The following is a 25,011-nucleotide window of genomic DNA, read 5'->3' on the forward strand; positions in this document are numbered from 1 at the left end:
GCGAGTACGGACTTGGACGTGCCACTTGCTGCTTCCCTCGATTCCTTACAGGACAACCCTATTGGGTCCCTGTCCGGGATCTTCGGGGCCCCTCAGGGGGAGCTGCGGGAGAACCCGATCACGGCCGTGCGCTGGCAGAAACCGAAGGTGTCCAATCAGGTCGATCCGCGGGTGGTTGCCAATCCCGAGCAGGCTCGGAACCTCCTGGCGGCCGTCTCCTACGTCGGCGGGTACCGGCGTGCTCGTGGCCGTCGACTCGTGGGTCTGTTCGCCGCCATGTACTTCGGTGGCCTCCGGCCGGCGGAAGCGGTCGGCCTCGTCGAGACTGATCTGCACCTCCCCGAACACGGCTGGGGCTCGGCACTGCTCCACCGGACCCGTCCGTCCGTCGGCAAGCAGTGGACCGACTCGGGTGAGACCCATGACGACCGCGGACTCAAGAACCGACCGACGGAGGACGTCCGGCGGGTGCCTATTCCGCCTCACCTCGTCGCCGTGCTCCGTGAGCATCTCGCCACCTTCGGCACTGCCCACGATGGGCGGTTGTTCTTCAGCGAGAAGGGATCGGTCGTCCCCTCGTCGACGTACTACCGCGTTTGGCAGGAGGCCCGGCTCGTCGCGCTGCCGCCGGCCGTCGCGGCTTCACCCCTGGCGAGTCGCCCGTACGACCTCCGTCACTCGGCGCTGTCGACGTGGCTCAACGCTGGCGTCGACCCGACTGAGGTGGCCGAGCGCGCCGGCAACAGCGTGGAGGTCCTGCTGACCCGCTACGCGAAGTGTCTTGACGGACGGCAGGACGTCGCCAACCGGCGTATCGAAGACTTACTTCGCGAATACGAGTGACACGGCCTGCCCAGAGATCGAAGCCCCTGGAGTCTCGTCCAGGGGCTTTGCTGTTCCTGGGCCGTCTCAATCGCCAGGAGCACTGCCGGTCCGTCGAAGCCCGTCTCCAGCTGCGCGACACGCCTGCAACTGCTCTCGCTGAAACGTACGGCATTGGCCGACCGAGGCGCTGAAACTTCGAAGGTCCGCACATGCCTCGCCACCACATGCCACGAAGAGACCCGTGGTCGTCATACTGTCGTCAGTCGCTCGATGCTGGGGGAGAGGCGTGTTCCGAATCCTGTTCTACCTTGCTTCATGCACTGCCACTGGCGGCGGTCTCGCAGTCCTGATAGCCAGGGCATCAGGAGCGGCTAACCCGGAAGATACCCCCGCCAGCATCGGGATGGCTGTTGGCTTCCTCGCTGGCCTGGCTTATCTGAAGTTCCGCCACTCGCCGACAGCCACGCTAGCTCGCGCCATGCGCGACGGGGACGGGGCCGCATTTTTGGCCCGCGCACTTGATAGGGGCGCCACCCAACCGATTCCAATGCGGCTCTCCCAACCTTGTGGGCATGGCTCGGACCGCGTCCTGGTTACGACGCGGCTGCTGACGGAGATGCACGACGGGGACATAGCCGTGCAGTCACAGCGGCTGGAGGCTCTGCTGCGGGACGCTGCGAAGGCGGCCCGTGCGGAGAAGGGCTTTGGCGGCTCCACCACCGGGGTGTTCATCTCGCTAGGCTCGTCGGTGACCGTGCCGCTTCGGATCGCCAGCTGGGATGGCTTGGCTGAGGGTCCTGGCGTGATCATCGGGCACGACATGCACTGACGTCTACGGCCATCTCAACCGAGCAACACCACTGTTGCGGGCACCCAGAGTCTCCCCAGCCGTGCTACCAGCACAAGACCTTCTTGCCGGCCTATCCAATGGACTCCCACAGTCCGTCATGCCGATGATCTAAGGAGCGGAGCGCGGCACGATGCCGGGGAGGTCGCCTTCGGCTGCCGTCTCTGGAATCCGACAGTGACCTGCAGTGATGTGCCAAGATCCCGTCCACGCCTCGTCCACAGCCCCCGACATATGCCCGCTCAGAGCGGCATACGGCTGCACATACGCGAAGACCCCGGCCTCAGCGTTTCCGCTGGTGACGGGGTCTTTGGGCACCTCATGAAGGGTGCCCCCGGCAGGATTCGAACCTGCGCACACGGCTCCGGAGGCCGTTGCTCTATCCCCTGAGCTACGGGGGCGTGTTTGTCGCGGTGGTGTGTCTCGCGGCGACGGGTAGAACACTACCAGCTCCGTCGGGGTGTTCATGAACGGGTTTCCTCGTGGTCGTACCGTGGTCAGCGGGGGTGTGGGTCGCCCGGACGGGGTGGAAGTGGGGAAAACCCGGACGCGGTGGCCGGTGCCGACCTACTCTCGAAGTTGTGCCAGGCGCGTCGGGCCGGGTGCTTGTTGTCGACGACAACAAGGTCATCCGGCAGCTGATCAGGGTCAACCTCGAGCTGGAGGGCTTCGAGGTCGTGACCGCGGCCGACGGTGCCGAGTGTCTGGACGTCGTTCATCAGGTGCGGCCCGACGTCGTCACGCTCGACGTCGTGATGCCGCGGTTGGACGGGCTGCGGACCGCCGCCGGGCTGCGGGCGGATCCCCTGACCCGGCATCTGCCCATCGCCATCGTCAGCGCCTGTACGCAATATGAGGTCGACAGCGGTCTTGATCTCGGCGTCGACGCCTTCCTTGCCAAGCCGTTCGAGCCTGCGGAACTGGTCGAGCTTGTGCGGCAGTTGATCGAGCGGGGGGCGGAGCGGCGCCCTGAGGAGGGTGACGCCGGCTTGGGGGAGTGGCTCGGGGCCGCCGAGGCCGGTCGGTCGGGTGGGTGAGGGGTGGGCGGCTCATCCCGGTGCCGAGTCGCCCCTGTGCGATCCCGGTGCCGAGTCGCTCGGGTGCCACCCCGGTGCCGATTCGCCACGGTGCCCATTCGCCCACGTCGACTCACCTCGCCCACGTTCGCCCAAGGTGACGCTCACCCACGGTGGCGCTCTCCCGCGGTGACGTTCACGCACGCTGACACTCACCCACGCTGACGCTCACCCGAGGTGACGTCCCTCCGTCGTGACCCGGGTCCCCCCGTGCCGTGCGTCTGGCCTCGTCCACATCCCGGAACAGCTCCCAAACCGGCTCGCATACCCACCCCCCTCCTCCCCTACGCTTGTCCCGTGACCCCCGTCGAGCTCTCCCGCACCGTGCTGCACGCCGTGCGTCGTGCGGTCGATCAGGGGGAGCTGAGTGTGGTGGTGCCTACGCGAGCCGTGGTGACACCCCCCGGGCCGGGGGGATGGGGCGACTACGCGACCAACATCGCCCTTCAGCTCGCGCGCTCGGCCGGCCAGCCGCCGTTGCGGGTCGCCGAAGTGCTGCGGACGTACATCTCGGGTGCGGAGGGAATCCGCGGAGTCGAGATCACCGGGCCGGGCTTCCTGAACATCGCCCTCGAAGGTGCCGCCGCCGTCGACGTCGTCCAGCGGATCCTGCTCGACGGTGACCGGTACGGGCACAGCGGCGCCCTCGCCGGGCAGGTCGTGCACCTGCACGCGCCCCACGAGGTGCGCGCCCTCGTCGTACTGGACGCCTCGGCCCGCATCCTTCGTACGCAGGGCGCCTTCGTCCGTACCAGCTGCGATGCCCGGCCCGAGCCGGAGTGGGAGGCAGTGCTCGGCGTCCACGTCGACGGATACGGCACTGACGCGAGCCCCGGTGAAAGCGACGCCGTCGTCATCCGGCCCACCGCATCGCCCGCCGCCCCCGCCCCGCTCGGCCGGGACGCCGCACGCTGGGCGCTGCTTCATCCCGCCGGCCACGACCGGCCCCGCATCATTGCCGGCCACCTGGTGCAGCGCGAGAGCAACCCCCTGTTCCGGGTGCGCTACGCCCACGCCCGTACCCGCGCCCTCGTCCGCAACGCCGCCGACCTGGGTTTCAGCGCTGAGCCCGGCCACCTCGGCAGTGCCGGTGCGTCTCCCGTACTCCTCACCCTCCTCACCCTCCTCACCGACCACCCGCGCATCCTCGCCGCCGCCGCCACCCAGCACGCCCCCGACCGGCTCGCCCGGCACCTCGTCAGCGTTGCCGATGCCGTGCTGCCCCTGCTCCACAGCGTTCTGCCGCGTGGCGCGGAGAAACCCTCGGCCACCCACCGGGCCCGGCTCGCGCTCGCCGAAGCCGCCGGGACGGTGCTGGCCGGTGGCCTGTCCCTGCTCGGCGTCGACGCACCCGAACACCTCTGAGAGAGCCGAAAGAGAATGAGCCGTTCCGCACATCCCGCCGGGCCCCGTCACGCCGACGTCCTCACCGAAGGGCACTACAGCGCCCCGCCCGCCGATCTCAACGCCCTCGACGGCAAGGTGTGGGCGCAGACCGTCACCCGCGACGCCGACGGTGTGGTGGCCGTGGGCGGTGTGCCCGTGACGCGGCTGGCCGAGGAGTTCGGCACCCCCGCCTACTTCCTCGACGAGGCCGACTTCCGGGCCCGCGCCCGCGCCTGGCGCACCGCGTTCGGGCAGGACGCCGACGTCTTCTACGCCGGGAAGGCGTTCCTGTCGCGTGCCGTCGTGCGGTGGCTGCACGACGAGGGGCTGAACCTGGACGTGTGTTCCGGGGGCGAGCTGGCCACCGCGCTGTCCGCCGGGATGCCCGCCGACCGCATCGCCTTCCACGGCAACAACAAGTCGACGGACGAGATCAGGCGGGCCGTGGAGGCCGGCGTGGGGCGGATCGTGCTCGACTCGTTCCAGGAGATCGTGCGCGTCGCCCACATCGCCCAGGAGCTGGGCAGGCGGCAGCGGGTGCAGATTCGTGTCACCGTCGGCGTCGAGGCGCACACGCACGAGTTCATCGCCACCGCGCACGAGGACCAGAAGTTCGGTATCCCGCTCGCGGGCGGGCAGGCCGCCGAGGCCGTCCGCCGGGCGCTGCAGCTCGACGGGCTGGAGCTCATCGGCATCCACAGCCACATCGGGTCGCAGATCTTCGACATGTCCGGGTTCGAGGTCGCCGCGCACCGCGTCGTCGGGCTGCTGAAGGCCATCCGTGACGAGCACGGAGTCGAGCTGCCGGAGATCGATCTGGGCGGTGGGCTCGGGATCGCCTACACCAGCGACGACGACCCGCGTGAGCCGCACGAGATCGCCAAGGCCCTCACCGAGATCGTGACCCGCGAGTGCGAGTCCGCCAGGCTGCGGACGCCGCGCATCTCCGTCGAACCGGGGCGCGCCATCGTCGGGCCCACCGCCTTCACGCTCTACGAGGTCGGCACCGTCAAGCCGCTCGACGGGCTGCGGACGTATGTCTCGGTCGACGGCGGGATGTCGGACAATATCCGTACCGCGCTGTACGACGCCGAGTACAGCGTGGCGCTGGTCTCCCGCGCCTCCGACGCCGGGCCGATGCTCGCCCGTGTCGTCGGCAAGCACTGCGAGAGCGGCGACATCGTGGTGAAGGACGCGTTCCTGCCGGCCGACCTGGCGCCGGGTGACCTGATCGCCGTACCGGCCACGGGCGCCTACTGCCGGTCCATGGCCAGCAACTACAACCACGTGACCCGGCCGCCGGTCGTCGCCGTGCGGGACGGCGAGGCGCGTGTCATCGTCCGCCGCGAGACGGAGGAGGACCTCCTGCGACTCGACGTCGGATGAGGCGTCCTGCGCGCCGGACGGTGCCTCGCAGCCCCGGACGGTCGTCTCGGAGCCGGGGCGCCGGGACGGCGGCGAGCCCGTGGAGCCCGGGAAGCGGAAGATCTCCTTCTTCCGCCCCCGCAAAAATGAAATAAACGTCTCACGATCCGGACGAAGGGCAGAAACCACCGTCCGGTGAGTGAGACTGGTCCAACCGTAGACGGTAAGAGGAAACGAGGTCGGATGATGCGTACGCGTCCGCTGAAGGTGGCGCTGCTGGGCTGTGGAGTGGTCGGCTCAGAGGTGGCGCGCATCATGACGACGCACGCCGACGACCTCACCGCCCGCATCGGCGCCCCCGTGGAGCTCGCGGGCGTCGCGGTCCGCCGGCCCGACAAGGTGCGCGAGGGCATCGACCCGGCCCTCGTCACCACCGACGCCACCGCCCTCGTCAAACGCGGCGACATCGACGTCGTCGTCGAGGTCATCGGCGGCATCGAGCCCGCCCGGGCCCTCATCACCACGGCCTTCGAGCACGGCGCCTCCGTCGTCTCCGCCAACAAGGCCCTCCTCGCCCAGGACGGCGCCGCCCTGCACGCGGTCGCCGAGGAGCACGGCAAGGACCTCTACTACGAGGCCGCCGTCGCCGGCGCCATCCCGCTGATCCGCCCGCTGCGTGAGTCGCTCGCCGGCGACAAGGTCAACCGCGTGCTCGGGATCGTCAACGGCACCACCAACTTCATCCTCGACGCCATGGACTCGACCGGCGCCGGCTACCAGGAGGCCCTCGACGAGGCCACCGCCCTGGGGTACGCGGAGGCCGACCCCACCGCCGACGTCGAGGGCTTCGACGCCGCCGCCAAGGCCGCGATCCTCGCCGGTATCGCCTTCCACACGCGCGTGCGCCTCGACGACGTCTACCGCGAGGGCATGACCGAGGTGACCGCGGCCGACTTCGCCTCCGCCAAGGAGATGGGGTGCACCATCAAGCTGCTCGCCATCTGCGAGCGGGCCGCGGACGGCGGTTCCGTCACCGCGCGCGTGCACCCGGCGATGATCCCGCTGACCCACCCGCTGGCCTCCGTGCGCGGTGCGTACAACGCCGTGTTCGTGGAGTCCGACGCGGCCGGGCAGCTGATGTTCTACGGCCCCGGTGCCGGCGGTTCCCCGACCGCCTCCGCCGTCCTCGGCGACCTGGTCGCCGTCTGCCGCAACCGGCTGAGCGACGCGACGGGCCCCGGCGAGTCCGCGTACGCCGCGCTGCCCGTCTCGCCCATGGGCGAGGTCGTCACGCGGTATCACATCAGCCTCGACGTCGCCGACAAACCGGGTGTTCTCGCCCAGGTGGCCACCGTGTTCGCGGAGCACGGGGTGTCCATCGATACGGTTCGGCAGCAGGGCAAGGACGGCGAGGCCTCCCTCGTCGTCGTCACGCACCGTGCCTCCGACGCCTCCCTCACCGGGACCGTCGAGGCACTGCGCAAGCTCGACACCGTGCGGGGTGTCGCCAGCATCATGCGGGTTGAAGGAGAGTAACCAGCAATGACCCACCAGTGGCGCGGAATCATCGAGGAGTACCGGGACCGGCTGCCCGTCTCCGACACCACGCCGGTCGTGACGCTCCGCGAGGGTGGCACGCCTCTCGTGCCCGCGCAGGTGCTCTCCGAGCGCACGGGCTGCGAGGTCCACCTCAAGGTGGAGGGTGCCAACCCGACCGGGTCCTTCAAGGACCGCGGCATGACGATGGCGATCAGCAAGGCCAAGGAGGAGGGCGCCAAGGCCGTCATCTGTGCCTCCACGGGCAACACCTCTGCCTCCGCCGCCGCCTACGGCGTGCGCGCCGGGATGGTCTCGGCCGTGCTCGTGCCGCAGGGCAAGATCGCGCTCGGCAAGATGGGCCAGGCCCTGGTGCACGGCGCGAAGATCCTCCAGGTCGACGGCAACTTCGACGACTGCCTCACGCTCGCCCGCGCGCTCAGCGACAACTACCCGGTCGCGCTGGTCAATTCGGTCAACCCGGTACGCATCGAGGGCCAGAAGACCGCCGCGTTCGAGATCGTCGACATGCTCGGCGACGCCCCCGACATCCACGTCCTGCCGGTGGGCAACGCGGGCAACATCACGGCGTACTGGAAGGGGTACAAGGAGTACGCCGCCGACGGCGTCGCCACCAGGACGCCCCGGATGTGGGGCTTCCAGGCCTCCGGCTCCGCGCCCATCGTGCGCGGCGAGGTGGTCAAGGACCCGTCGACCATCGCCACCGCGATCCGGATCGGCAACCCCGCCTCCTGGCAGCACGCCCTCGACGCGCGCGACGCGTCCGGCGGCCTCATCGACGAGGTGACGGACCGTGAAATCCTGCGCGCCTACCGCCTGTTGGCCGCGCAGGAGGGTGTCTTCGTCGAGCCCGCCTCCGCCGCGTCGGTGGCCGGCCTGCTGAAGGCCGCCGAACTCGGCAAGGTCGACCCCGGGCAGCGCATCGTGTGCACGGTCACCGGAAACGGCCTCAAGGACCCCGACTGGGCCGTCGCCGGCGCACCGCAGCCGGTCACCGTTCCGGTGGACGCGGTGACCGCCGCCGAGCGCCTCGGACTGGTCTGACGTACCGCTTGACCCGGGCCATCGCCCGGCAGGGGTGCACAGAGGGCATACGACACGCATCGTGCGCCTCCTGTGCGCCCTATGTCGCCACAGAACCTTCCTTCGATAGGCTGTACCGAACCCGCCCCCCGCATATGCCTCGCATAGGCAGGGCGCAGCGCCGTCGCCGTGATCCCCGGAGCGACCGGAGGCATCCGGCAACGGCCCGAAGGGTCCGTCGTACGTCCTCGAATGTCTTCGACAGTCACCGATCACGCAGCTCAAGGAGAGTCATCGAGCGATGGCCGGTCCAGCGTTCCGCGCCGCCGCCGTACGGGTGCGCGTCCCCGCCACCAGCGCCAACCTCGGCCCGGGCTTCGACGCCCTGGGTCTTGCGCTGGGGCTCTACGACGACGTGGTCGTCCGGGTGGCCGACTCCGGGCTGCACGTCGACATCGCCGGTGAGGGCAGCGGGACGCTGCCACGTGACGAAAACCACCTTCTCGTGCGCTCTCTCCGTACCGCCTTCGATTCTCTGGGCGGGCAGCCGCGTGGCCTGGAAATCGTCTGCGCGAACCGCATTCCGCACGGCCGTGGCCTGGGTTCCTCCTCCGCCGCCATCTGCGCCGGAATCGTCGCCGCCCGGGCCGTGACCATAGGCGGTGAGGCCCGGCTGGACGACAGGGCCCTGCTGGAACTGGCCACCGAGATCGAGGGCCACCCGGACAACGTCGCGGCCTGTCTGCTCGGCGGTTTCACGCTCTCCTGGATGGAGGCCGGCGCCGCGCGCGCGATCAGGATGGACCCCGCCGATTCCATCGTTCCGGTGGTTTTCGTGCCCGCGAAGCCGGTGCTGACGGAGACCGCGCGCGGACTGCTCCCGCGCACCGTGCCGCATGTCGACGCCGCCACCAACGCGGGCCGCGCCGCGCTGCTCGTCGAGGCCCTGACCAGGCGCCCCGAGTTGCTGCTGCCCGCCACCGAGGACCGGTTGCACCAGGAGTACCGCGCCCCTGCCATGCCCGAGAGCGCGGCACTGGTGGAGCGGCTGCGGGCGGACGGCATCCCCGCGGTCATCTCCGGCGCCGGACCCACCGTGCTCGCCCTGGCCGACGAGGGCACGGCCGACAAGGTGGAACAACTGGCAGGCCCGGGCTGGGCGGCGAACCGGCTGGCCCTGGACGTACCGGGAGCGAGCGTGCTGCCGCTCGCGACGAGCGGCGCCGACATGGCGAGCGTCGAGTAAAAGCACGCGATTGCCGGATTTCGAGAGGGGGAATGTTTGTTGGATCCGGTAGTGTTAACCTCAAGTCTGCACCCGACCCCACCATGGCGAGGTGCCTCGTGTCCCAGTTCGGGACAGACATTCTTCCGGGAGCTCCCCAAGCCGCACTGTGTTTCGTACCTCGTACGCGGGCAGTACGTCGTACGTCGACACTGAGCGGTCCGACGGGCACGCTCCGGAACCGGTGCGACCACGCCACGTGACACTGGGTGCCACGGCTCAAGGAAGCGCCATCACCAGATATTTCCTCCGCCGCTTTGGCGGACCACCGCCCCGGCACGGTTCGGTCAGCAAGAACCGAAGCCGGACAGCACAACCGGTCGCCGAGCCAGACAGGCCGACGTCCGCTCCAGGGAAGGACCCTTCGTGAGCGACACCACCGATCTGATGGGCGCACGTGTCGAGGAGACCGCTGCCGCGCCCGCCACGGACGCCTCCGCGCCTGCCAGCGGTGCCGGCTCCCGGCGGCGCCGCGGTACCGGCCTCGAGGGCATGGTGCTGGCCGAGCTGCAGCAGGTCGCATCCGGCCTCGGCATCAGGGGCACCGCGCGGATGCGCAAGAGCCAGCTGATCGAGGTCATCAAGGAGGCGCAGGCGGGAGGGGGAGCCCCGGCGAAGAACGCCGAGGCCGCCACCGAGACCAAGCCGAAGCGCCGCGCCACGTCCAAGGCGCGCACCGGTGACGAAGCACCTGCCGAGAAGGCCGCCCCGTCGGCCGAGGCGCCCGCCGACAAGGCCGCGGCCCAGCAGCAGATCGAGATTCCCGGCCAGCCCGGTGGCGGCGCGGCCCGCGCGAGCGAGGCCGAGCGTGCGGGGGACGACGCCCCCGAGCGCCGGCGCCGGCGGGCCACCGCCGAGGCGGGCAGCCCCGAGACCGTCGCGGCCGAGGCGAAGAGCGAGCCGAAGGCCGAGTCGCCCGCCCAGCAGGCGCAGGGCGACGGCGACGGCGGCGAGGGCCGGCGTCGCGACCGCCGCGAGCGCGGCCGCGACCGTGAGCGGGGCGACCGGGACAACCGGGACCGCGACCGCCGCGGCAAGGGCGACGACCAGCAGCAGAGCCAGGGCCAGGGCCAGCAGCGTCAGCAGCAGGGCGGCGGACAGGGCCAGAACGAGGACGACTTCGACGGTGGCCGGCGTGGCCGCCGCGGCCGCTACCGGGACCGGCGTGGCCGCCGGGGCCGTGACGAGATGGGCAGCAGCGAGCCGCAGATCGCCGAGGACGACGTCCTGATCCCGGTCGCGGGCATCCTGGACATCCTCGACAACTACGCCTTCATCCGCACCTCCGGCTACCTGCCGGGCCCGAACGACGTGTACGTCTCCCTCGCCCAGGTCCGCAAGAACGGCCTGCGCAAGGGCGACCACATCACCGGTGCGGTCCGCCAGCCGAAGGAAGGCGAGCGGCGCGAGAAGTTCAACGCGCTCGTCCGGCTCGACTCCGTCAACGGCATGGCGCCCGAACACGGCCGTGGCCGCCCGGAGTTCAACAAGCTGACGCCGCTGTACCCGCAGGACCGGCTCCGCCTGGAGACGGACCCGGGCGTGCTCACCACCCGCATCATCGACCTGGTCTCGCCGATCGGTAAGGGCCAGCGCGGTCTGATCGTGGCCCCGCCGAAGACCGGCAAGACCATGATCATGCAGGCGATCGCCAACGCGATCACGCACAACAACCCCGAGTGCCACCTGATGGTCGTCCTCGTCGACGAGCGTCCGGAAGAGGTCACCGACATGCAGCGGTCGGTGAAGGGCGAGGTCATCTCCTCGACCTTCGACCGCCCGGCCGAGGACCACACGACGGTCGCCGAGCTGGCCATCGAGCGTGCCAAGCGCCTGGTGGAGCTGGGCCACGACGTCGTCGTGCTGCTCGACTCGATCACGCGTCTGGGGCGTGCGTACAACCTCGCCGCCCCGGCCTCCGGCCGCATCCTGTCCGGTGGTGTCGACTCGACCGCCCTGTACCCGCCGAAGCGCTTCTTCGGTGCGGCCCGCAACATCGAGGACGGCGGCTCGCTGACCATCCTCGCCACCGCCCTGGTGGACACCGGGTCCCGCATGGACGAGGTGATCTTCGAGGAGTTCAAGGGCACCGGCAACATGGAGCTCAAGCTCGACCGGAAGCTCGCCGACAAGCGCATCTTCCCGGCGGTGGACGTGGACGCGTCCGGCACCCGTAAGGAGGAGATCCTGCTCGGTGCCGAGGAGCTGGGCGTCGTCTGGAAGCTGCGCCGGGTGCTGCACGCGCTGGACCAGCAGCAGGCGATCGAGCTGCTCCTCGACAAGATGAAGCAGACGAAGTCGAACGTCGAGTTCCTGATGCAGATCCAGAAGACGACGCCGACCCCCGGCAACGGCGACTGAGCCTGCCCGGACCGGCCGGCCGGGTCCGGCCCGCTGTGACCTGCCCGCTGTCACCGGCCTGCTGAAGGGCCGCATCCGTCACCTCCATGACGGATGCGGCCCTTCACAGCTTTTGTGCAACCCTGCCCCGAGTTTCACCGTCTGACCGGACGGAGTGACGATGGTGTGGTGCACCGCATGACCATTCCTGATCGCATTCCCGATCTCAGGGGGTACCCGACATCCGACGAGAGCTGAGGAGCACATGCCTGCCGACAGCACGCCGGAGCCCGGTATACCGGGTGAGCCCGGCACACACGGACCGGGCCGACGGGTCAACGACCGACGGCGCAGGCCCAGGGCGAAGGGCCGCAGAGGGCTGCTGATCGCGGCCTGGACGGCGGCGGGCGTAGTCGTCCTCGGCGGCACCGGCTTCGGCTACGTGTACTTCAAGCTCAACGGCAACCTCAAGAGCGTCGACATCGACCAGGTCCTGGGCACCGACCGGCCCGGCAAGGTCGACAACGGCTCCGAGAACATCCTGGTGCTCGGCTCGGACACCCGCGCGGGCGCCAACGACAAGCTCGGCGGCGGCACCGACGACGGCAGCGCCCGCTCGGACACGGCGATGATCGTGCACGTCCACGAGGGCCGGAAGAAGGCCAGCGTGGTGTCCATCCCGCGCGACACCCTCATCGACCGCCCCGCCTGCACGGACGCCGACGGCGGCAGGCACGACGCGGCTTCCCAGGTGATGTTCAACTCCGCGTACAGCACCGGCGGCGCCGCCTGCGCGGTGAAGACCGTCGAGTCCCTCACCGGCATCCGCATGGACCACTACCTGGAGGTCGACTTCGCCGGCTTCCAGCAGCTCATCGACGAGCTGGGCGGCGTCGAGGTGACCACGACGAAGGACATCGAGGACCCCGAGAGCCACCTGGACCTCGACGCGGGCACCCACCGGCTCACCGGTGAGCAGGCCCTCGGCCTGGTCCGCACCCGGCACGGCGTGGGCGACGGCTCCGACCTCGGCCGCATCCAGCTCCAGCAGGCCTTCGTCAAGGCACTGGTCGAGCAGGTCAAGGACATCGGCCTGTTCACCAGCCCCAAGAAGCTGTACGACCTCGCCGACACCGCCACCAACACGGTCACGACCGACTCCTCCCTGGGCTCGGTCGACGCCCTGATGTCCTTCGCGAGCGGCCTCAAGGGCATCAGCGCCTCGAAGATGGACATGGTGACGATGCCGGTCCAGTACGACCCCGCCGACCCCAACCGTGTCCTCCTCGACGAGACCAAGTCCCGGCAGGTCTGGACGGCGCTGAAGAACGACAGGCCGATCCCGGAGTCGGCCACCGAGGGAACGGCAACGGGCGAGGCGAAGGGCGTGGTCAGGGCCCCATGAGGGGGCGCGGGGAACCGCCAGATCGGCCACAGCGGAACGAGCGGCCGCCGGTGGCGATCAAACGCCGTCCCGAGCCGCGCACCCACCCCTCACGCGCACGGAATAGAACACACCATCCCCCGGTTTTGGGGGATGGCCCCAGTCCTGGCAGACTGGTACGTCGGCTCCGGTTCACGCTCCCGCATCCCGCGGCTGCGACCCGGCGCCCTCCCGAACCATAGGAGACACCTTGAAGCGCGACATCCACCCCGAGTACGTCGAGACGCAGGTCAGCTGCACCTGCGGCGCGTCGTTCACCACCCGCAGCACCATCGAGTCCGGCACCATCCGGGCCGAGGTCTGCTCCGAGTGCCACCCGTTCTACACGGGCAAGCAGAAGATCCTCGACACCGGTGGCCGTGTGGCCCGCTTCGAGGCCCGCTTCGGCAAGGCCTCCGGCTCCAAGAAGTAGCGAGCCTCCTTTCGCCGGTCCACGGCCGCGCCCCCCCACGGGCGCGCCGGGACCGGCGTTTTTGGTCGCCCGCCCACTTCACCCCGTACGCATCCACAGGAGCCAAGATGTTCGAGGCCGTCGAGGAACTCGTCGCCGAGCACGCCGACCTGGAGAAGCAGCTCGCCGACCCGTCGGTCCACTCCGACCAGGCCAACGCGCGCAAGCTGAACAAGCGCTACGCCGAACTCACCCCGATCGTCGCCACGTACCGCTCCTGGAAGCAGTCCGGTGACGACATCGAGACGGCCCGCGAACTCGGCGCCGACGACCCCGAGTTCGCCGCCGAGGTCAAGGAGCTGGAGCAGCAGCGCGAGGAGCTCACCGAGAAGCTCCGGCTGCTGCTGGTCCCGCGCGATCCCAGCGACGACAAGGACGTCATCCTGGAGATCAAGGCGGGTGCCGGCGGCGACGAGTCCGCGCTGTTCGCCGGCGACCTGCTGCGCATGTATCTGCGCTACGCCGAGCGGGTCGGCTGGAAGACCGAGATCATCGACGCCACCGAGTCCGAGCTGGGCGGCTACAAGGACGTCCAGGTCGCCGTGAAGACCAAGGGCGGCCAGGGCGCCACCGAGCCCGGGCAGGGCGTGTGGGCGCGGCTGAAGTACGAGGGCGGGGTGCACCGCGTGCAGCGCGTGCCCGCCACCGAGTCCCAGGGGCGTATCCACACCTCCGCCGCCGGTGTGCTGGTCACGCCGGAGGCCGAGGAGATCGACGTCGAGATCAACCCGGGCGATCTGCGCATCGACGTCTACCGGTCCTCCGGCCCGGGCGGCCAGTCCGTGAACACCACCGACTCCGCCGTGCGCATCACGCACATTCCGACCGGAGTCGTCGCCTCCTGCCAGAACGAGAAGAGCCAGCTGCAGAACAAGGAGCAGGCACTGCGTATCCTGCGCTCCAGGCTGCTCGCAGCGGCGCAGGAGGAGGCGGAGAAGGAGGCCGCCGACGCCCGCCGCAGCCAGGTCCGCACTGTCGACCGCTCCGAGAAGATCCGTACGTACAACTTCCCGGAGAACCGCATCTCGGACCACCGCGTCGGCTTCAAGGCGTACAACCTGGACCAGGTCCTTGACGGCGAGCTCGACGCGGTGATCCAGGCCTGCGTCGACGCGGACTCGGCCGCCAAGCTCGCAGCCGCGTAAGGCACTCACGAGTACGACGGAGGACGAGCGTGCAGCCATCTTTTGGGGGGCGACCCCCAGGCCCCCGCAGTCTGCTGCTCGCGGAGGTGGCCCAGGCCACCCAGCGGCTGGCCGACGCCGGCGTGCCCTCGCCGCGCACCGACGCGGAGGAGCTCGCCGCGTTCGTGCACGGCGTGAAGCGGGGCGAGTTGCACTCCGTGAAGGACTCCGACTTCGACGCGCGCTACTGGGAGGTCATCGCGCGCCGCGAGCAGCGCGAACCGCTCCAGCACATCACCGGACGGGCCTTCTTCCGCTATCTGGAACTCCAGGTCGGGCCGGGCGTGTTCGTGCCGCGCCCGGAGACGGAGTCCGTGGTCGGCTGGGCCATAGACGCCGTGCGCGCCATGGACGTGGTCGAGCCGCTGATCGTCGACCTGTGCACGGGCTCCGGCGCCATCGCGCTCGCGCTCGCCCAGGAGGTGCCGCGCTCGCGCGTGCACGCCGTCGAGCTGTCCGAGGACGCGCTGCGCTGGACCCGTAAGAACGTCGAGGGGTCACGGGTCGACCTGCGGCAGGGCGACGCCCTGACCGCCTTCCCCGACCTCGACGGGCAGGTCGACCTCGTCATCTCCAACCCGCCGTACATCCCGCTCACCGAGTGGGAGTACGTCGCGCCCGAGGCCCGTGACTACGACCCCGAGCTGGCCCTGTTCTCCGGCGAGGACGGCCTCGACCTCATCCGTGGCCTGGAACGCACCGCGCACCGGCTGCTGCGCCCCGGCGGCGTCGTCGTCATCGAGCACGCCGACACCCAGGGCGGCCAGGTGCCGTGGATCTTCACCGAGGAGCGGGGCTGGGCCGACGCCGCCGACCACCCCGACCTGAACAACCGCCCGCGCTTCGCCACCGCCCGTAAGGCGCTGCCGTGAGCACCCACCAGACTTCACCCCCGCAGTACGGGCACGAGGAGGACTGCTGAAATGGCACGGCGATACGACACCAACGACGCCACCGACCGTGTGACCGGTCTGCGTGAGGCCGCGTCCGCAGTCCGCCGTGGCGAGCTGGTGGTCCTCCCCACCGACACCGTGTACGGCATCGGCGCCGACGCGTTCTCCTCCGAGGCCGTCTCCGACCTGCTGGCGGCCAAGGGCCGGGGCCGGAACATGCCCACCCCCGTCCTCATCGGCTCCCCGAACACCCTGCACGGTCTGGTCACGGACTTCTCCGAGCTGGCCTGGGAGCTGGTCGACGCGTTCTGGCCGGGCGCGCTGACGCTGGTCGCCAAGCACCAGCCGTCGCTCCAGTGGGACCTCGGCGACACCCGGGGCACGGTCGCCGTGCGCATGCCCCTGCACCCCGTCGCCATCGAGCTGCTCACCGAGGTCGGCCCGATGGCCGTGTCCTCGGCGAACCTCACCGGCCACCCGGCGCCGGAGGACTGCGACGCCGCCCAGCAGATGCTCGGCGACTCCGTCTCCGTCTACCTCGACGGCGGCCCGACCCCCGGCAACGTGCCGTCCTCCATCGTCGACGTCACCGGCCCGGTGCCCGTCCTGCTGCGGGAGGGCGCCCTCTCACCGGACGGGCTGCGCAAGGTCGTACCCGACCTTGAGGTGGCCAATTGACAGCCCCTGACTCGGGGCGTGGCATAGGCAACCGGGAAAGCGCGGCGGAGATCACGACGACCTTCGTGGGGCTGCCGCGTGACAGCTTCCGCATCCTCCACGTCAGCACCGGAAACGTGTGCCGCTCGCCCATCACCGAGCGGCTGACCCGGCATTTCGTGTCGGAGCGGCTCGGTGTCCTCGGCGGCGGGCTGATCGTGGAGAGCGCCGGCACCTGGGGCCACGAGGGGGCGCCCATGGAGGCCAACGCCGAGACGGTGCTGGCCGACTTCGGCGCGGACGCCTCCGGCTTCGTGGGCCGCGAGCTGCTGGACGAGCATGTGATCCGCGCCGACCTGGTGCTCACCGCCACCCGTGACCACCGCGCCCAGGTGATCTCGATGGGGCACTCGGCGGGGCTGCGCACCTTCACGCTGAAGGAGTTCACCCGGCTGGTGAAGGCCATCGACCCGGCGACCCTGCCGCCGCTGGAGGACGGGGTGGTCGCCCGGGCCCGCGCGCTGGTGCGGGCCGCCGCCGCGCTGCGCGGCTGGCTGCTGGCGCCCACCGCCGAGGCCGACGAGGTGTACGACCCGTACGGGGCGCCGCTGACGTTCTTCCGGTCGGTCGGCGACGAGATACACCAGGCGCTGGACCCCGTGGTGACGGCGCTGACGGGGGTGGCGGCCCGGACCTGAGTCCCGGCCGTCACCACGCCGTACGACAGCGGGCGCCCGCGACCGCCCCGGCCTACATTGGACCTACGTCATCGTCGACGCCCGGAGTCCACCATGCCGGTCACCTACGCCCCAGAGGCCGATCTGCTGCGCCGGCAGGATCCCGCGCTCGCCGAGATCCTGCTCGGGGAACTGGACCGGCAGTCCACCACGCTCCAGCTGACCGCCGCCGAGAACTTCGCCTCGCCGGCCGTGCTGGCAGCCCTCGGCTCGCCGCTGGCCAACAAGTACGCGGAAGGGTATCCGGGCGCCCGCCACCACGGGGGCTGCGAGATCGTCGACGTCGCCGAGGGGCTCGCCGTCCGGCGCGCCCAGGCCCTGTTCGGCGCGGAGCACGCCAACGTCCAGTCCCACTCGGGCAGTTCGGCCGTCCTGGCCGCCTACGCCGCCCTGCTGCGCCCCGGCGACACGGTCCTCGCCCTGGGCCTGCCGTACGGCGGCCACCTCACCCACGGCTCGCCCGCCAACTTCTCCGGCCGCTGGTTCGACTTCGTCGGCTACGGCGTCGACGAGGAGACCGGCCTCCTCGCCTACGACCAGGTGCGCACCCTGGCCCGCGCCCACCGCCCCAAGGCGATCGTGTGCGGCTCGATCTCCTACCCACGGCACATCGACTACGCCTACTTCCGCGAGGTCGCCGACGAGGTGGGCGCCTACCTCATCGCCGACGCGGCCCATCCCATCGGGCTCGTCGCCGGGGGAGCGGCGCCGAGCCCGGTGCCGTACGCCGATGTCGTGTGCGCCACCACACACAAGGTGCTGCGCGGTCCGCGCGGCGGCATGCTCCTGTGCGGCGCCGATCTCGCCGAACGTGTCGACCGGGCCGTCTTCCCCTTCACCCAGGGCGGCGCCCAGATGCACACCATCGCCGCCAAGGCCGTCGCCTTCGGCGAGGCGGCAACACCGGCCTACCAGGCGTACGCCCATCAGGTGGTCGCCAACGCCCGGTTCCTGGCCGCCGCGCTCGCCGCCGAGGGGCTCGCCGTCACCACCGGCGGCACGGACACCCACCTGATCACCGCGGACCCGGCCCCGCTCGGCGTCGACGGCCGCGCCGCCCGCGGCCGGCTCGCCGCCGCCGGGATGGTCCTCGACTGCTGCGCCCTGCCGCACGACGCCCGTGGCCTGCGGCTGGGCACCGCCGCCGTCACCACGCAGGGGATGGGGGAGGGTGAGATGGCTCGCATCGCCAAGCTGCTGGCGGAGGTGCTGCGGGACCAGGCCGACAGCCGGCAGGTGCGTGAAGAAGTGCGGGATCTCGCCGGGGGATTTCCGCCCTATCCGCGGTGAGACGGGGTAGCCGGACATCCGTACACAGCCACGCGTGCAACCATCGTCGCTACCCGGAAGTCCCCACCCATATGCGTCCCTCGCTAGGGTGTGGGGCTGAGATGGCCAGCGAGACCTGTGGGGAAGCCCGTGCGTGAATACCTGCTGACGCTCTGCATCACGGCCGCGGTGACGTACCTGCTGACAGGGCCGGTGCGGAAGTTCGCGATCGTGGCCGGGGCGATGCCGGAGATCCGGGCTCGTGACGTGCACCGGGAGCCCACTCCACGGCTCGGCGGGATCGCGATGTTCTTCGGCCTGTGCGCGGGCCTGCTGGTCGCCGACCACCTCACCAACCTCAGCGAGGTCTTCGAGAAGTCCAACGAGCCACGTGCCCTGCTCTCCGGGGCGGCGCTGATCTGGCTCATCGGTGTCCTGGACGACAAGTTCGAGATCGACGCCCTGATCAAGCTGGGCGGCCAGATGATCGCCGCCGGCGTCATGGTGATGCAGGGTCTGACGATCCTGTGGCTGCCGGTACCGGGCGTCGGCACGGTCGCGCTGACCCAGTGGCAGGGCACGCTGCTGACGGTGGCGCTGGTCGTCATCACCATCAACGCGGTCAACTTCGTCGACGGCCTGGACGGGCTGGCCGCGGGCATGGTGTGCATCGCCTCGGCGGCGTTCTTCATGTACGCCTACCGCATCTGGTACTCGTACGGCATCGAGGCCGCCGCCCCGGCCACCCTCTTCGCGGCCGTGCTGATGGGCATGTGCCTGGGCTTCCTGCCGCACAACATGCACCCGGCGCGCATCTTCATGGGCGACTCGGGCTCGATGCTCATCGGCCTGGTGCTGGCGGCGGGCGCCATCTCGGTCACGGGGCAGGTCGACCCGGACCTGATGAACCTGTTCACCGGCTCGGAGCGCAACGCCGTGCACCAGATGGTGCCCGTCTACATCCCGCTGCTGATGCCGCTGACCATCATCGCCATCCCGGCGGCGGACCTGATCCTCGCGATCGTGCGCCGCACCTGGCGGGGCCAGTCGCCGTTCGCCGCGGACCGGGGGCACCTGCACCACCGGCTGCTGGAGATCGGCCACTCGCACAGCCGGGCCGTGCTCATCATGTACTTCTGGTCGGCGCTGATCGCCTTCGGCGCCCTCGGCTACTCCGTGAACTCGGCGTCCATGTGGATCGTGCTGGGTGTGGTCCTGCTCAGCGCCCTCGGCCTGATCCTCCTGCTGCTGCCCCGCTTCACCCCGCGCGCCCCCCTGTGGGCCGAGCACTTCGTGCCGCCGCGCTACCGCAGGCGCCGGGTCGTGACGCAGCCCGCGTCCGGCATCCCCGCCGAGGCACCGGCCGAGGAGGAGGAAGAACAGGAGCGCACTCCTGTGGCCGTGGGGGTCTCAGGTGTCAACGGAGCGACCGCGGTCGGTCCCCGCTCGCGCTTCACAAGGTAAGAATCTGACTAGGGCATTGCCATGCCGTGGGGGAACGAAGGCCCCAATACCAGACAAGTCGGCGCGGAGTCTGCACAGACGCGCACCATCACTCTCATGTGTGACGGTGCGCACACCCCCAGGTAAAGACCTCATCAAATAGTTTGTGATACGGTTCACGAGAACCCCCCGGACAGAGCCGCCGGACCGTGGTGCGACGGTCCACCGGCATGAGGTTCTCTCTCAGCCCGGGACTACGCTCGTCCATGACGACACCCTGCCCCCTGTGAAAGCGGAGTTGCCGCCATGCCGTCCAATGACGCCCGGAACCTTCTGCAGACAGCTGTGCCCTCGGCCGCTGTCGGTGCGGTCACGGTCGCGGTCAGCGGTGCGGTCGCCGGCGGCAAGGGGGCGCTCGGTGCCGGCATCGGCGTTCTGCTCGCCATCCTCTTCATGGGGATCGGCCTGTTCGTCCTGCAGTGGACGGCGAAAACGCTCCCCCAGCTGTTCCAGGCCATGGGGATGATGCTCTACGTCGCCCAGCTCCTGCTGCTCCTCATCTTCGTCGCCCTCTTCAAGGACACCTCTCTCTTCAATCCGAAGACGTTCGCCATCGGTCTCGTCATCGCGACCGTGGTGTGGATGGCCGCGCAGGCCCGTGCGCACATGAAGGCCAAGATCTTCTACGTCGATCCGGATGCCGTGAAGAGCGAGAAGCCCGAGAAGACAGGGCCGTCGTCGTGAGGGATAGGGGCGGGACAAGGGCCGTTGAGATCTCCTGCTATCGTCCGGTGCCAACTGCGGCATCGCGGGCGCGGGCATCCGAGCTGACGCCTGCTCGATCGCGAGGCTTGATGTCCCCCAGCCGCCCCCACATCCGTAACACCAGTCCGGTGCCGACCCGCGGCCTTGTGCCGCGCCGACACAACGAGGTTGCCGTACCCATGCGTCACGCCGAAGGAGCCCGTGGTGAGTGCTGACCAGACCCAGCTCGCCTTTGACTGGAGTTGTCGGATCATGTCCGACAACGGGTGTGGCTTTCCGGCTCCGGGCCTGCACTCGTTCCTCTTCCAGCCGATCACCACGGTGGGGGGGTTCGAGTTCAACAAGGTGATGCTGCTCGCGCTCATCACCACCGTGCTCGTCGTCGGTTTCTTCTGGGCGGCCTTCGGCAAGGCGAAGGTGGTTCCGGGCAAGCTCCAGATGATCGGCGAGGCCGGCTACGACTTCGTACGCCGCGGCATCGTCTACGAGACCCTCGGCAAGCGTGAGGGCGAGAAGTACGTCCCGCTCATGGTCTCGCTCTTCTTCTTCATCTGGATCATGAACATCTGGTCCGTGATCCCGCTGGCACAGTTCCCGGTGTCGTCGATCATCGCGTACCCGATGGTGCTGGCTGCGCTCGTCTATGTCGTCTGGGTCTCGCTGACCTTCAAGCGGCACGGGTTCGTCGGCTTCTTCAAGAACGTCACCGGCTACGACAAGTCGCTCGGCCCGGTGCTGCCGCTCGTCATGATCATCGAGTTCTTCTCGAACCTGCTGGTCCGCCCGTTCACCCACGCCGTGCGACTGTTCGCCAACATGTTCGCCGGCCACCTGATGCTGGTCATGTTCACCGTGGCCTCCTGGTACCTGCTGAACAGCTGGCTGATCCCGGCGGCAGGCGTCTCGTTCCTCATGACGATCGCGATGATCCTCTTCGAGCTTTTCGTGCAGGCCGTCCAGGCGTACGTCTTCGTACTGCTGGCCTGCACCTACATCCAGGGCGCTCTGGCCGAGCACCACTGAGCCCCTACCGCCCGCAAGCCCCAGAACGTCCGGTGGCCAACCCCCGCCGGTCCATGAAAGAGAAGGAAGATTCAGCATGGCTGCCACTGAGACCCTCGCCGCTGTCTCCGGTTCGCTCGGCTCCATCGGCTACGGCCTCGCCGCCATCGGCCCCGGCATCGGCGTCGGCATCATCTTCGGCAACGGCACCCAGGCCCTGGCCCGTCAGCCCGAGGCTGCCGGCCTGATCCGCGCCAACCAGATCCTGGGCTTCGCCTTCTGTGAGGCGCTCGCCCTGATCGGCATCGTCATGCCGTTCGTGTTCGGTAAGTAAGTAACCACCGCTTACCCGACACGTTTCGACGAAAGGCACTGATGTGATCGCCAACCTGGTGCAGCTGGCGGCCGCGGAGGAGCAGAGCCCGCTTCTCCCGCCCGGTCCCGAGCTGCTCGTCGGCACCATCGCCTTCGCCATCGTGTTCTTCTTCTTCTGGAAGAAGCTGCTTCCGAACATCAACAAGGTTCTGGAGGAGCGCCGCGCGGCGATCGAAGGCGGTATTGAAGAGGCCGAGACCATGAAGGTCGAGGCTCAGAGCGTCCTTGAGCAGTACAAGGCCCAGCTCGCCGAGGCCCGGCACGAGGCCGCGCGGCTGCGCCAGGAGGCTCAGGAGCAGGGTGCCGCGCTCATCGCCGAGATGCGCGCGGAAGGCCAGCGGCAGCGCGAGGAGATCGTCGCCGCAGGTCACACCCAGATCGAGGCCGACCGCAAGGCCGCCTCGTCGGCGCTCCGGCAGGACGTCGGCAAGCTGGCCACCGAGCTGGCCGGCAAGCTGGTCGGTGAGTCCCTCGAGGACCACGCCCGCCAGAGCCGTGTGATCGACCGCTTCCTCGACGACCTCGAGGAGAAGGCCGAGGCGTCTCGATGAACGGAGCGAGCCGCGAGGCCCTGGCAGCCGCACGTGAGCGTCTCGACGCGCTGACGGACGCCACGTCCGTGGACACGGCGCGGCTCGCCGACGAGCTGGCCGCGGTGACCGCGCTGCTCGACCGCGAGGTCGGCTTGCGCCGGGTCCTCACCGACCCGGCGCAGGCCGGTGAGAACAAGGCCGAGCTGGTCCAGCGCCTGCTGGGCGCCCAGGTCAGCGGCGAGACCGCGGACCTGGTGTCCGGCATGGTGCGCTCCCGCTGGTCGCAGTCGCGTGACCTGGTGGACGCGCTGGAGGAGTTGGCCAGCACCGCCGACCTCACCGCCGCGCAGCAGGGCGGCACGCTCGACAGCGTGGAGGACGAGCTGTTCCGGTTCGGCCGGATCGTCGCCTCCAGCACCGAGCTGCGTGCCGCGCTGACCGACCGCAAGGCCACCACCGCTGCCAAGCGCGAGCTGCTGCGCAGCCTGCTCGGCGGACGGGCGGCCCCGGCCACCGAGCGTCTGGTGACGCGCCTTGTGACCGCGCCGCGGGGACGTAGCCTGGAAGCGGGACTGGAGTCCCTGTCCAAGCTCGCCGCCGAGCGGCGGGACCGCATGGTGGCCGTCGTCACCTCGGCGGTGCCGCTGAGCGACGTGCAGAAGCAGCGCCTCGGCGCCGCCCTCGCGAAGCTCTACGGCCGTCAGATGCACCTCAACCTCGACCTGGACCCCGAGGTCCTGGGCGGGATCCGGGTGCAGGTCGGTGACGAGGTCATCAACGGCTCCCTCGCGGACCGCATCGCGGACGCCGAGCGCCGGCTGGCGAGCTAGCCGCAACTGAACACGCAAGTCGTAATTACGGCCCGGTTGGGCCGTGCAGAGGATTCACCTCTCTTAGGGGGGAGTCCCCATCCCCCCAAAGTGAAACTTCGGGCCCAACAAGGAGAGCAGGGAACCCAGATGGCGGAGCTCACGATCCGGCCGGAGGAGATCCGGGACGCACTGGAGACCTTCGTCCAGTCGTACAAGCCGGACGCGGCCTCGCGCGAGGAGGTCGGTACGGTCACCCTTGCCGGCGACGGCATCGCGAAGGTCGAGGGTCTGCCCTCGGCCATGGCCAACGAACTGCTGAAGTTCGAGGACGGCACCCTCGGCCTCGCCCTCAACCTCGAGGAGCGCGAGATCGGTGCCATCGTCCTCGGTGAGTTCAGCGGTATCGAGGAGGGGCAGCCGGTCACCCGTACCGGCGAGGTCCTCTCCGTCGCGGTCGGCGAGGGCTACCTCGGCCGCGTGGTCGACCCCCTCGGCAACCCGATCGACGGCCTCGGCGAGATCGAGACCTCGGGTCGTCGCGCCCTTGAGCTGCAGGCCCCCACGGTCATGCAGCGCAAGTCGGTGCACGAGCCGATGGAGACCGGCTACAAGGCCGTCGACGCGATGACCCCGATCGGCCGTGGTCAGCGTCAGCTGATCATCGGTGACCGCCAGACCGGCAAGACCGCCCTGGCCGTCGACACGATCATCAACCAGCGCGACAACTGGCGCACCGGCGACCCGAACAAGCAGGTCCGCTGCATCTACGTCGCCATCGGCCAGAAGGGCTCCACCATCGCGTCGGTCCGCCGCGCGCTGGAGGAGAACGGCGCGCTGGAGTACACGACCATCGTCGCCGCCCCGGCGTCCGACCCGGCCGGCTTCAAGTACCTTGCGCCGTACACCGGTTCGGCCATCGGCCAGCAGTGGATGTACGAGGGCAAGCACGTCCTCATCATCTTCGACGACCTGTCGAAGCAGGCCGACGCCTACCGTGCCGTGTCCCTGCTGCTGCGCCGCCCGCCGGGCCGTGAGGCCTACCCGGGTGACGTCTTCTACCTGCACTCCCGCCTGCTGGAGCGCTGCGCGAAGCTCTCCGACGAGATGGGTGCCGGCTCGATGACCGGTCTGCCGATCGTCGAGACCAAGGCCAACGACGTCTCGGCGTTCATCCCGACCAACGTCATCTCCATCACCGACGGCCAGTGCTTCCTGGAGTCGGACCTGTTCAACGCCGGTCAGCGCCCCGCGCTGAACGTCGGTATCTCCGTCTCCCGAGTCGGTGGTTCCGCGCAGCACAAGGCGATGAAGCAGGTCTCCGGCCGTCTGCGCGTGGACCTCGCCCAGTTCCGTGAGCTGGAGGCGTTCGCCGCCTTCGGTTCCGACCTGGACGCCGCGTCGAAGTCGCAGCTGGAGCGCGGTCAGCGGATGGTCGAGCTGCTGAAGCAGGCTCAGTACCAGCCGATGTCCACCGAGGACCAGGTCGTCTCCGTCTGGGCCGGCACCACCGGCAAGATGGACGAGGTGCCGGTCGCCGACATCCGCCGCTTCGAGAAGGAGCTCCTGGAGTACCTGCACCGCAAGGAGCAGGGCCTCATGACCTCCATCAAGGAGGGCGGCAAGATGTCGGACGACACCCTCACGGCCGTCGCCGACGCCATCGCCGAGTTCAAGAAGCAGTTCGAGACCTCGGACGGCAAGCTGCTCGGCGAGGACGCTCCGTCCGCCGCCAAGTGACGTAA

At 69.7% G+C, this 25,011-nt stretch carries 22 protein-coding genes, 1 tRNA gene and 1 pseudogene; 23 read left to right on the forward strand and 1 reads right to left on the reverse strand.

Annotated elements, in window-relative coordinates; all coding sequences use genetic code 11:
- The coding region (locus tag ACIHCM_RS33510) for a tyrosine-type recombinase/integrase (RefSeq protein WP_399904439.1) at window positions 1-843 on the forward strand (843 nt) is incomplete at its 5' end.
- A 268-nt stretch (window positions 844-1,111) separates the two neighbouring features.
- Window positions 1,112-1,654 (forward strand): hypothetical protein, encoded by a 543-nt coding sequence (locus ACIHCM_RS33515; protein ID WP_399904442.1) that lies wholly within the window; start codon window positions 1,112-1,114, stop codon window positions 1,652-1,654.
- Window positions 1,655-2,001: 347 nt separating this feature from the next.
- On the opposite strand, the gene ACIHCM_RS33520 is transcribed toward ACIHCM_RS33515, so the two are convergent.
- Window positions 2,002-2,073, reverse strand: a tRNA-Arg gene (locus ACIHCM_RS33520).
- Between the two features lie 65 nt (window positions 2,074-2,138).
- Here ACIHCM_RS33520 and ACIHCM_RS33525 point away from each other — a divergent pair.
- From ACIHCM_RS33525 to atpA, 21 genes and pseudogenes are all read left to right on the forward strand, one after another.
- Window positions 2,139-2,709, forward strand: a pseudogene (locus tag ACIHCM_RS33525) (response regulator).
- Between the two features lie 336 nt (window positions 2,710-3,045).
- On the forward strand, window positions 3,046-4,113 hold the full coding sequence (gene nrtL, locus ACIHCM_RS33530) for an ArgS-related anticodon-binding protein NrtL (protein WP_399904445.1): 1,068 nt from the start codon (window positions 3,046-3,048) through the stop codon (window positions 4,111-4,113).
- A 15-nt stretch (window positions 4,114-4,128) separates the two neighbouring features.
- Window positions 4,129-5,520, forward strand: a complete 1,392-nt coding sequence (gene lysA / locus ACIHCM_RS33535; protein WP_399904448.1) for a diaminopimelate decarboxylase — start codon at window positions 4,129-4,131, stop codon at window positions 5,518-5,520.
- A gap of 222 nt (window positions 5,521-5,742) precedes the next feature.
- On the forward strand, window positions 5,743-7,035 hold the full coding sequence (locus ACIHCM_RS33540; protein ID WP_399904451.1) for a homoserine dehydrogenase: 1,293 nt from the start codon (window positions 5,743-5,745) through the stop codon (window positions 7,033-7,035).
- 6 nt (window positions 7,036-7,041) lie between these two features.
- A complete protein-coding gene (thrC, locus tag ACIHCM_RS33545) occupies window positions 7,042-8,100 on the forward strand; it encodes a threonine synthase (protein WP_399904454.1) in 1,059 nt (352 codons plus the stop codon).
- 280 nt (window positions 8,101-8,380) lie between these two features.
- Window positions 8,381-9,325, forward strand: coding sequence for a homoserine kinase (thrB, locus tag ACIHCM_RS33550; RefSeq protein ID WP_399904457.1), 945 nt, complete (start codon window positions 8,381-8,383; stop codon window positions 9,323-9,325).
- A gap of 405 nt (window positions 9,326-9,730) precedes the next feature.
- The gene (gene rho, locus ACIHCM_RS33555; protein WP_399904460.1) at window positions 9,731-11,725 is read left to right on the forward strand and encodes a transcription termination factor Rho; all 1,995 of its coding nucleotides are present in this window, start codon (window positions 9,731-9,733) and stop codon (window positions 11,723-11,725) included.
- A 244-nt stretch (window positions 11,726-11,969) separates the two neighbouring features.
- Window positions 11,970-13,109 carry an LCP family protein gene (locus ACIHCM_RS33560; RefSeq protein WP_399904463.1) on the forward strand — a complete coding sequence of 380 codons (1,140 nt, stop codon included), beginning with the start codon at window positions 11,970-11,972 and terminating at the stop codon, window positions 13,107-13,109.
- Between the two features lie 229 nt (window positions 13,110-13,338).
- Window positions 13,339-13,560 carry a 50S ribosomal protein L31 gene (gene rpmE / locus ACIHCM_RS33565; RefSeq protein WP_393105289.1) on the forward strand — a complete coding sequence of 74 codons (222 nt, stop codon included), beginning with the start codon at window positions 13,339-13,341 and terminating at the stop codon, window positions 13,558-13,560.
- Window positions 13,561-13,667: 107 nt separating this feature from the next.
- Entirely contained in the window at window positions 13,668-14,744 is a 1,077-nt protein-coding gene (gene prfA / locus ACIHCM_RS33570; protein ID WP_399904467.1) for a peptide chain release factor 1, read from the forward strand.
- Window positions 14,745-14,815: 71 nt separating this feature from the next.
- Window positions 14,816-15,655 carry a peptide chain release factor N(5)-glutamine methyltransferase gene (gene prmC / locus ACIHCM_RS33575; protein WP_399904655.1) on the forward strand — a complete coding sequence of 280 codons (840 nt, stop codon included), beginning with the start codon at window positions 14,816-14,818 and terminating at the stop codon, window positions 15,653-15,655.
- A 51-nt stretch (window positions 15,656-15,706) separates the two neighbouring features.
- The gene (locus ACIHCM_RS33580) at window positions 15,707-16,354 is read left to right on the forward strand and encodes an L-threonylcarbamoyladenylate synthase (RefSeq protein ID WP_399904470.1); all 648 of its coding nucleotides are present in this window, start codon (window positions 15,707-15,709) and stop codon (window positions 16,352-16,354) included.
- The gene (locus ACIHCM_RS33585; RefSeq protein ID WP_399904473.1) at window positions 16,351-17,031 is read left to right on the forward strand and encodes a protein-tyrosine-phosphatase; all 681 of its coding nucleotides are present in this window, start codon (window positions 16,351-16,353) and stop codon (window positions 17,029-17,031) included. Before ACIHCM_RS33580 ends, ACIHCM_RS33585 begins: the two co-directional genes overlap by 4 nt.
- Before the next feature lie 93 nt (window positions 17,032-17,124).
- On the forward strand, window positions 17,125-18,360 hold the full coding sequence (gene glyA / locus ACIHCM_RS33590) for a serine hydroxymethyltransferase (RefSeq protein ID WP_399904476.1): 1,236 nt from the start codon (window positions 17,125-17,127) through the stop codon (window positions 18,358-18,360).
- A 129-nt stretch (window positions 18,361-18,489) separates the two neighbouring features.
- Window positions 18,490-19,803, forward strand: coding sequence for an MraY family glycosyltransferase (locus ACIHCM_RS33595; protein ID WP_399904479.1), 1,314 nt, complete (start codon window positions 18,490-18,492; stop codon window positions 19,801-19,803).
- 285 nt (window positions 19,804-20,088) lie between these two features.
- On the forward strand, window positions 20,089-20,526 hold the full coding sequence (locus ACIHCM_RS33600) for a hypothetical protein (RefSeq protein WP_399904482.1): 438 nt from the start codon (window positions 20,089-20,091) through the stop codon (window positions 20,524-20,526).
- A gap of 273 nt (window positions 20,527-20,799) precedes the next feature.
- Entirely contained in the window at window positions 20,800-21,570 is a 771-nt protein-coding gene (gene atpB, locus ACIHCM_RS33605) for a F0F1 ATP synthase subunit A (RefSeq protein ID WP_399904658.1), read from the forward strand.
- Between the two features lie 76 nt (window positions 21,571-21,646).
- Complete coding sequence (gene atpE / locus ACIHCM_RS33610) at window positions 21,647-21,883, forward strand: ATP synthase F0 subunit C (RefSeq protein ID WP_093768138.1); 237 nt, start codon at window positions 21,647-21,649, stop codon at window positions 21,881-21,883.
- Between the two features lie 43 nt (window positions 21,884-21,926).
- A complete protein-coding gene (locus ACIHCM_RS33615; protein WP_399904485.1) occupies window positions 21,927-22,475 on the forward strand; it encodes a F0F1 ATP synthase subunit B in 549 nt (182 codons plus the stop codon).
- Window positions 22,472-23,287 (forward strand): F0F1 ATP synthase subunit delta, encoded by an 816-nt coding sequence (locus tag ACIHCM_RS33620; protein WP_399904488.1) that lies wholly within the window; start codon window positions 22,472-22,474, stop codon window positions 23,285-23,287. The genes ACIHCM_RS33615 and ACIHCM_RS33620 overlap by 4 nt, the downstream gene beginning before the upstream one ends.
- Window positions 23,288-23,416: 129 nt before the next feature.
- The gene (atpA, locus tag ACIHCM_RS33625) at window positions 23,417-25,006 is read left to right on the forward strand and encodes a F0F1 ATP synthase subunit alpha (protein WP_393105270.1); all 1,590 of its coding nucleotides are present in this window, start codon (window positions 23,417-23,419) and stop codon (window positions 25,004-25,006) included.
- Window positions 25,007-25,011: the final 5 nt, after the last annotated feature.

This window comes from Streptomyces sp. NPDC052023, assembly GCF_044548465.1.
Classification (GTDB): domain Bacteria; phylum Actinomycetota; class Actinomycetes; order Streptomycetales; family Streptomycetaceae; genus Streptomyces.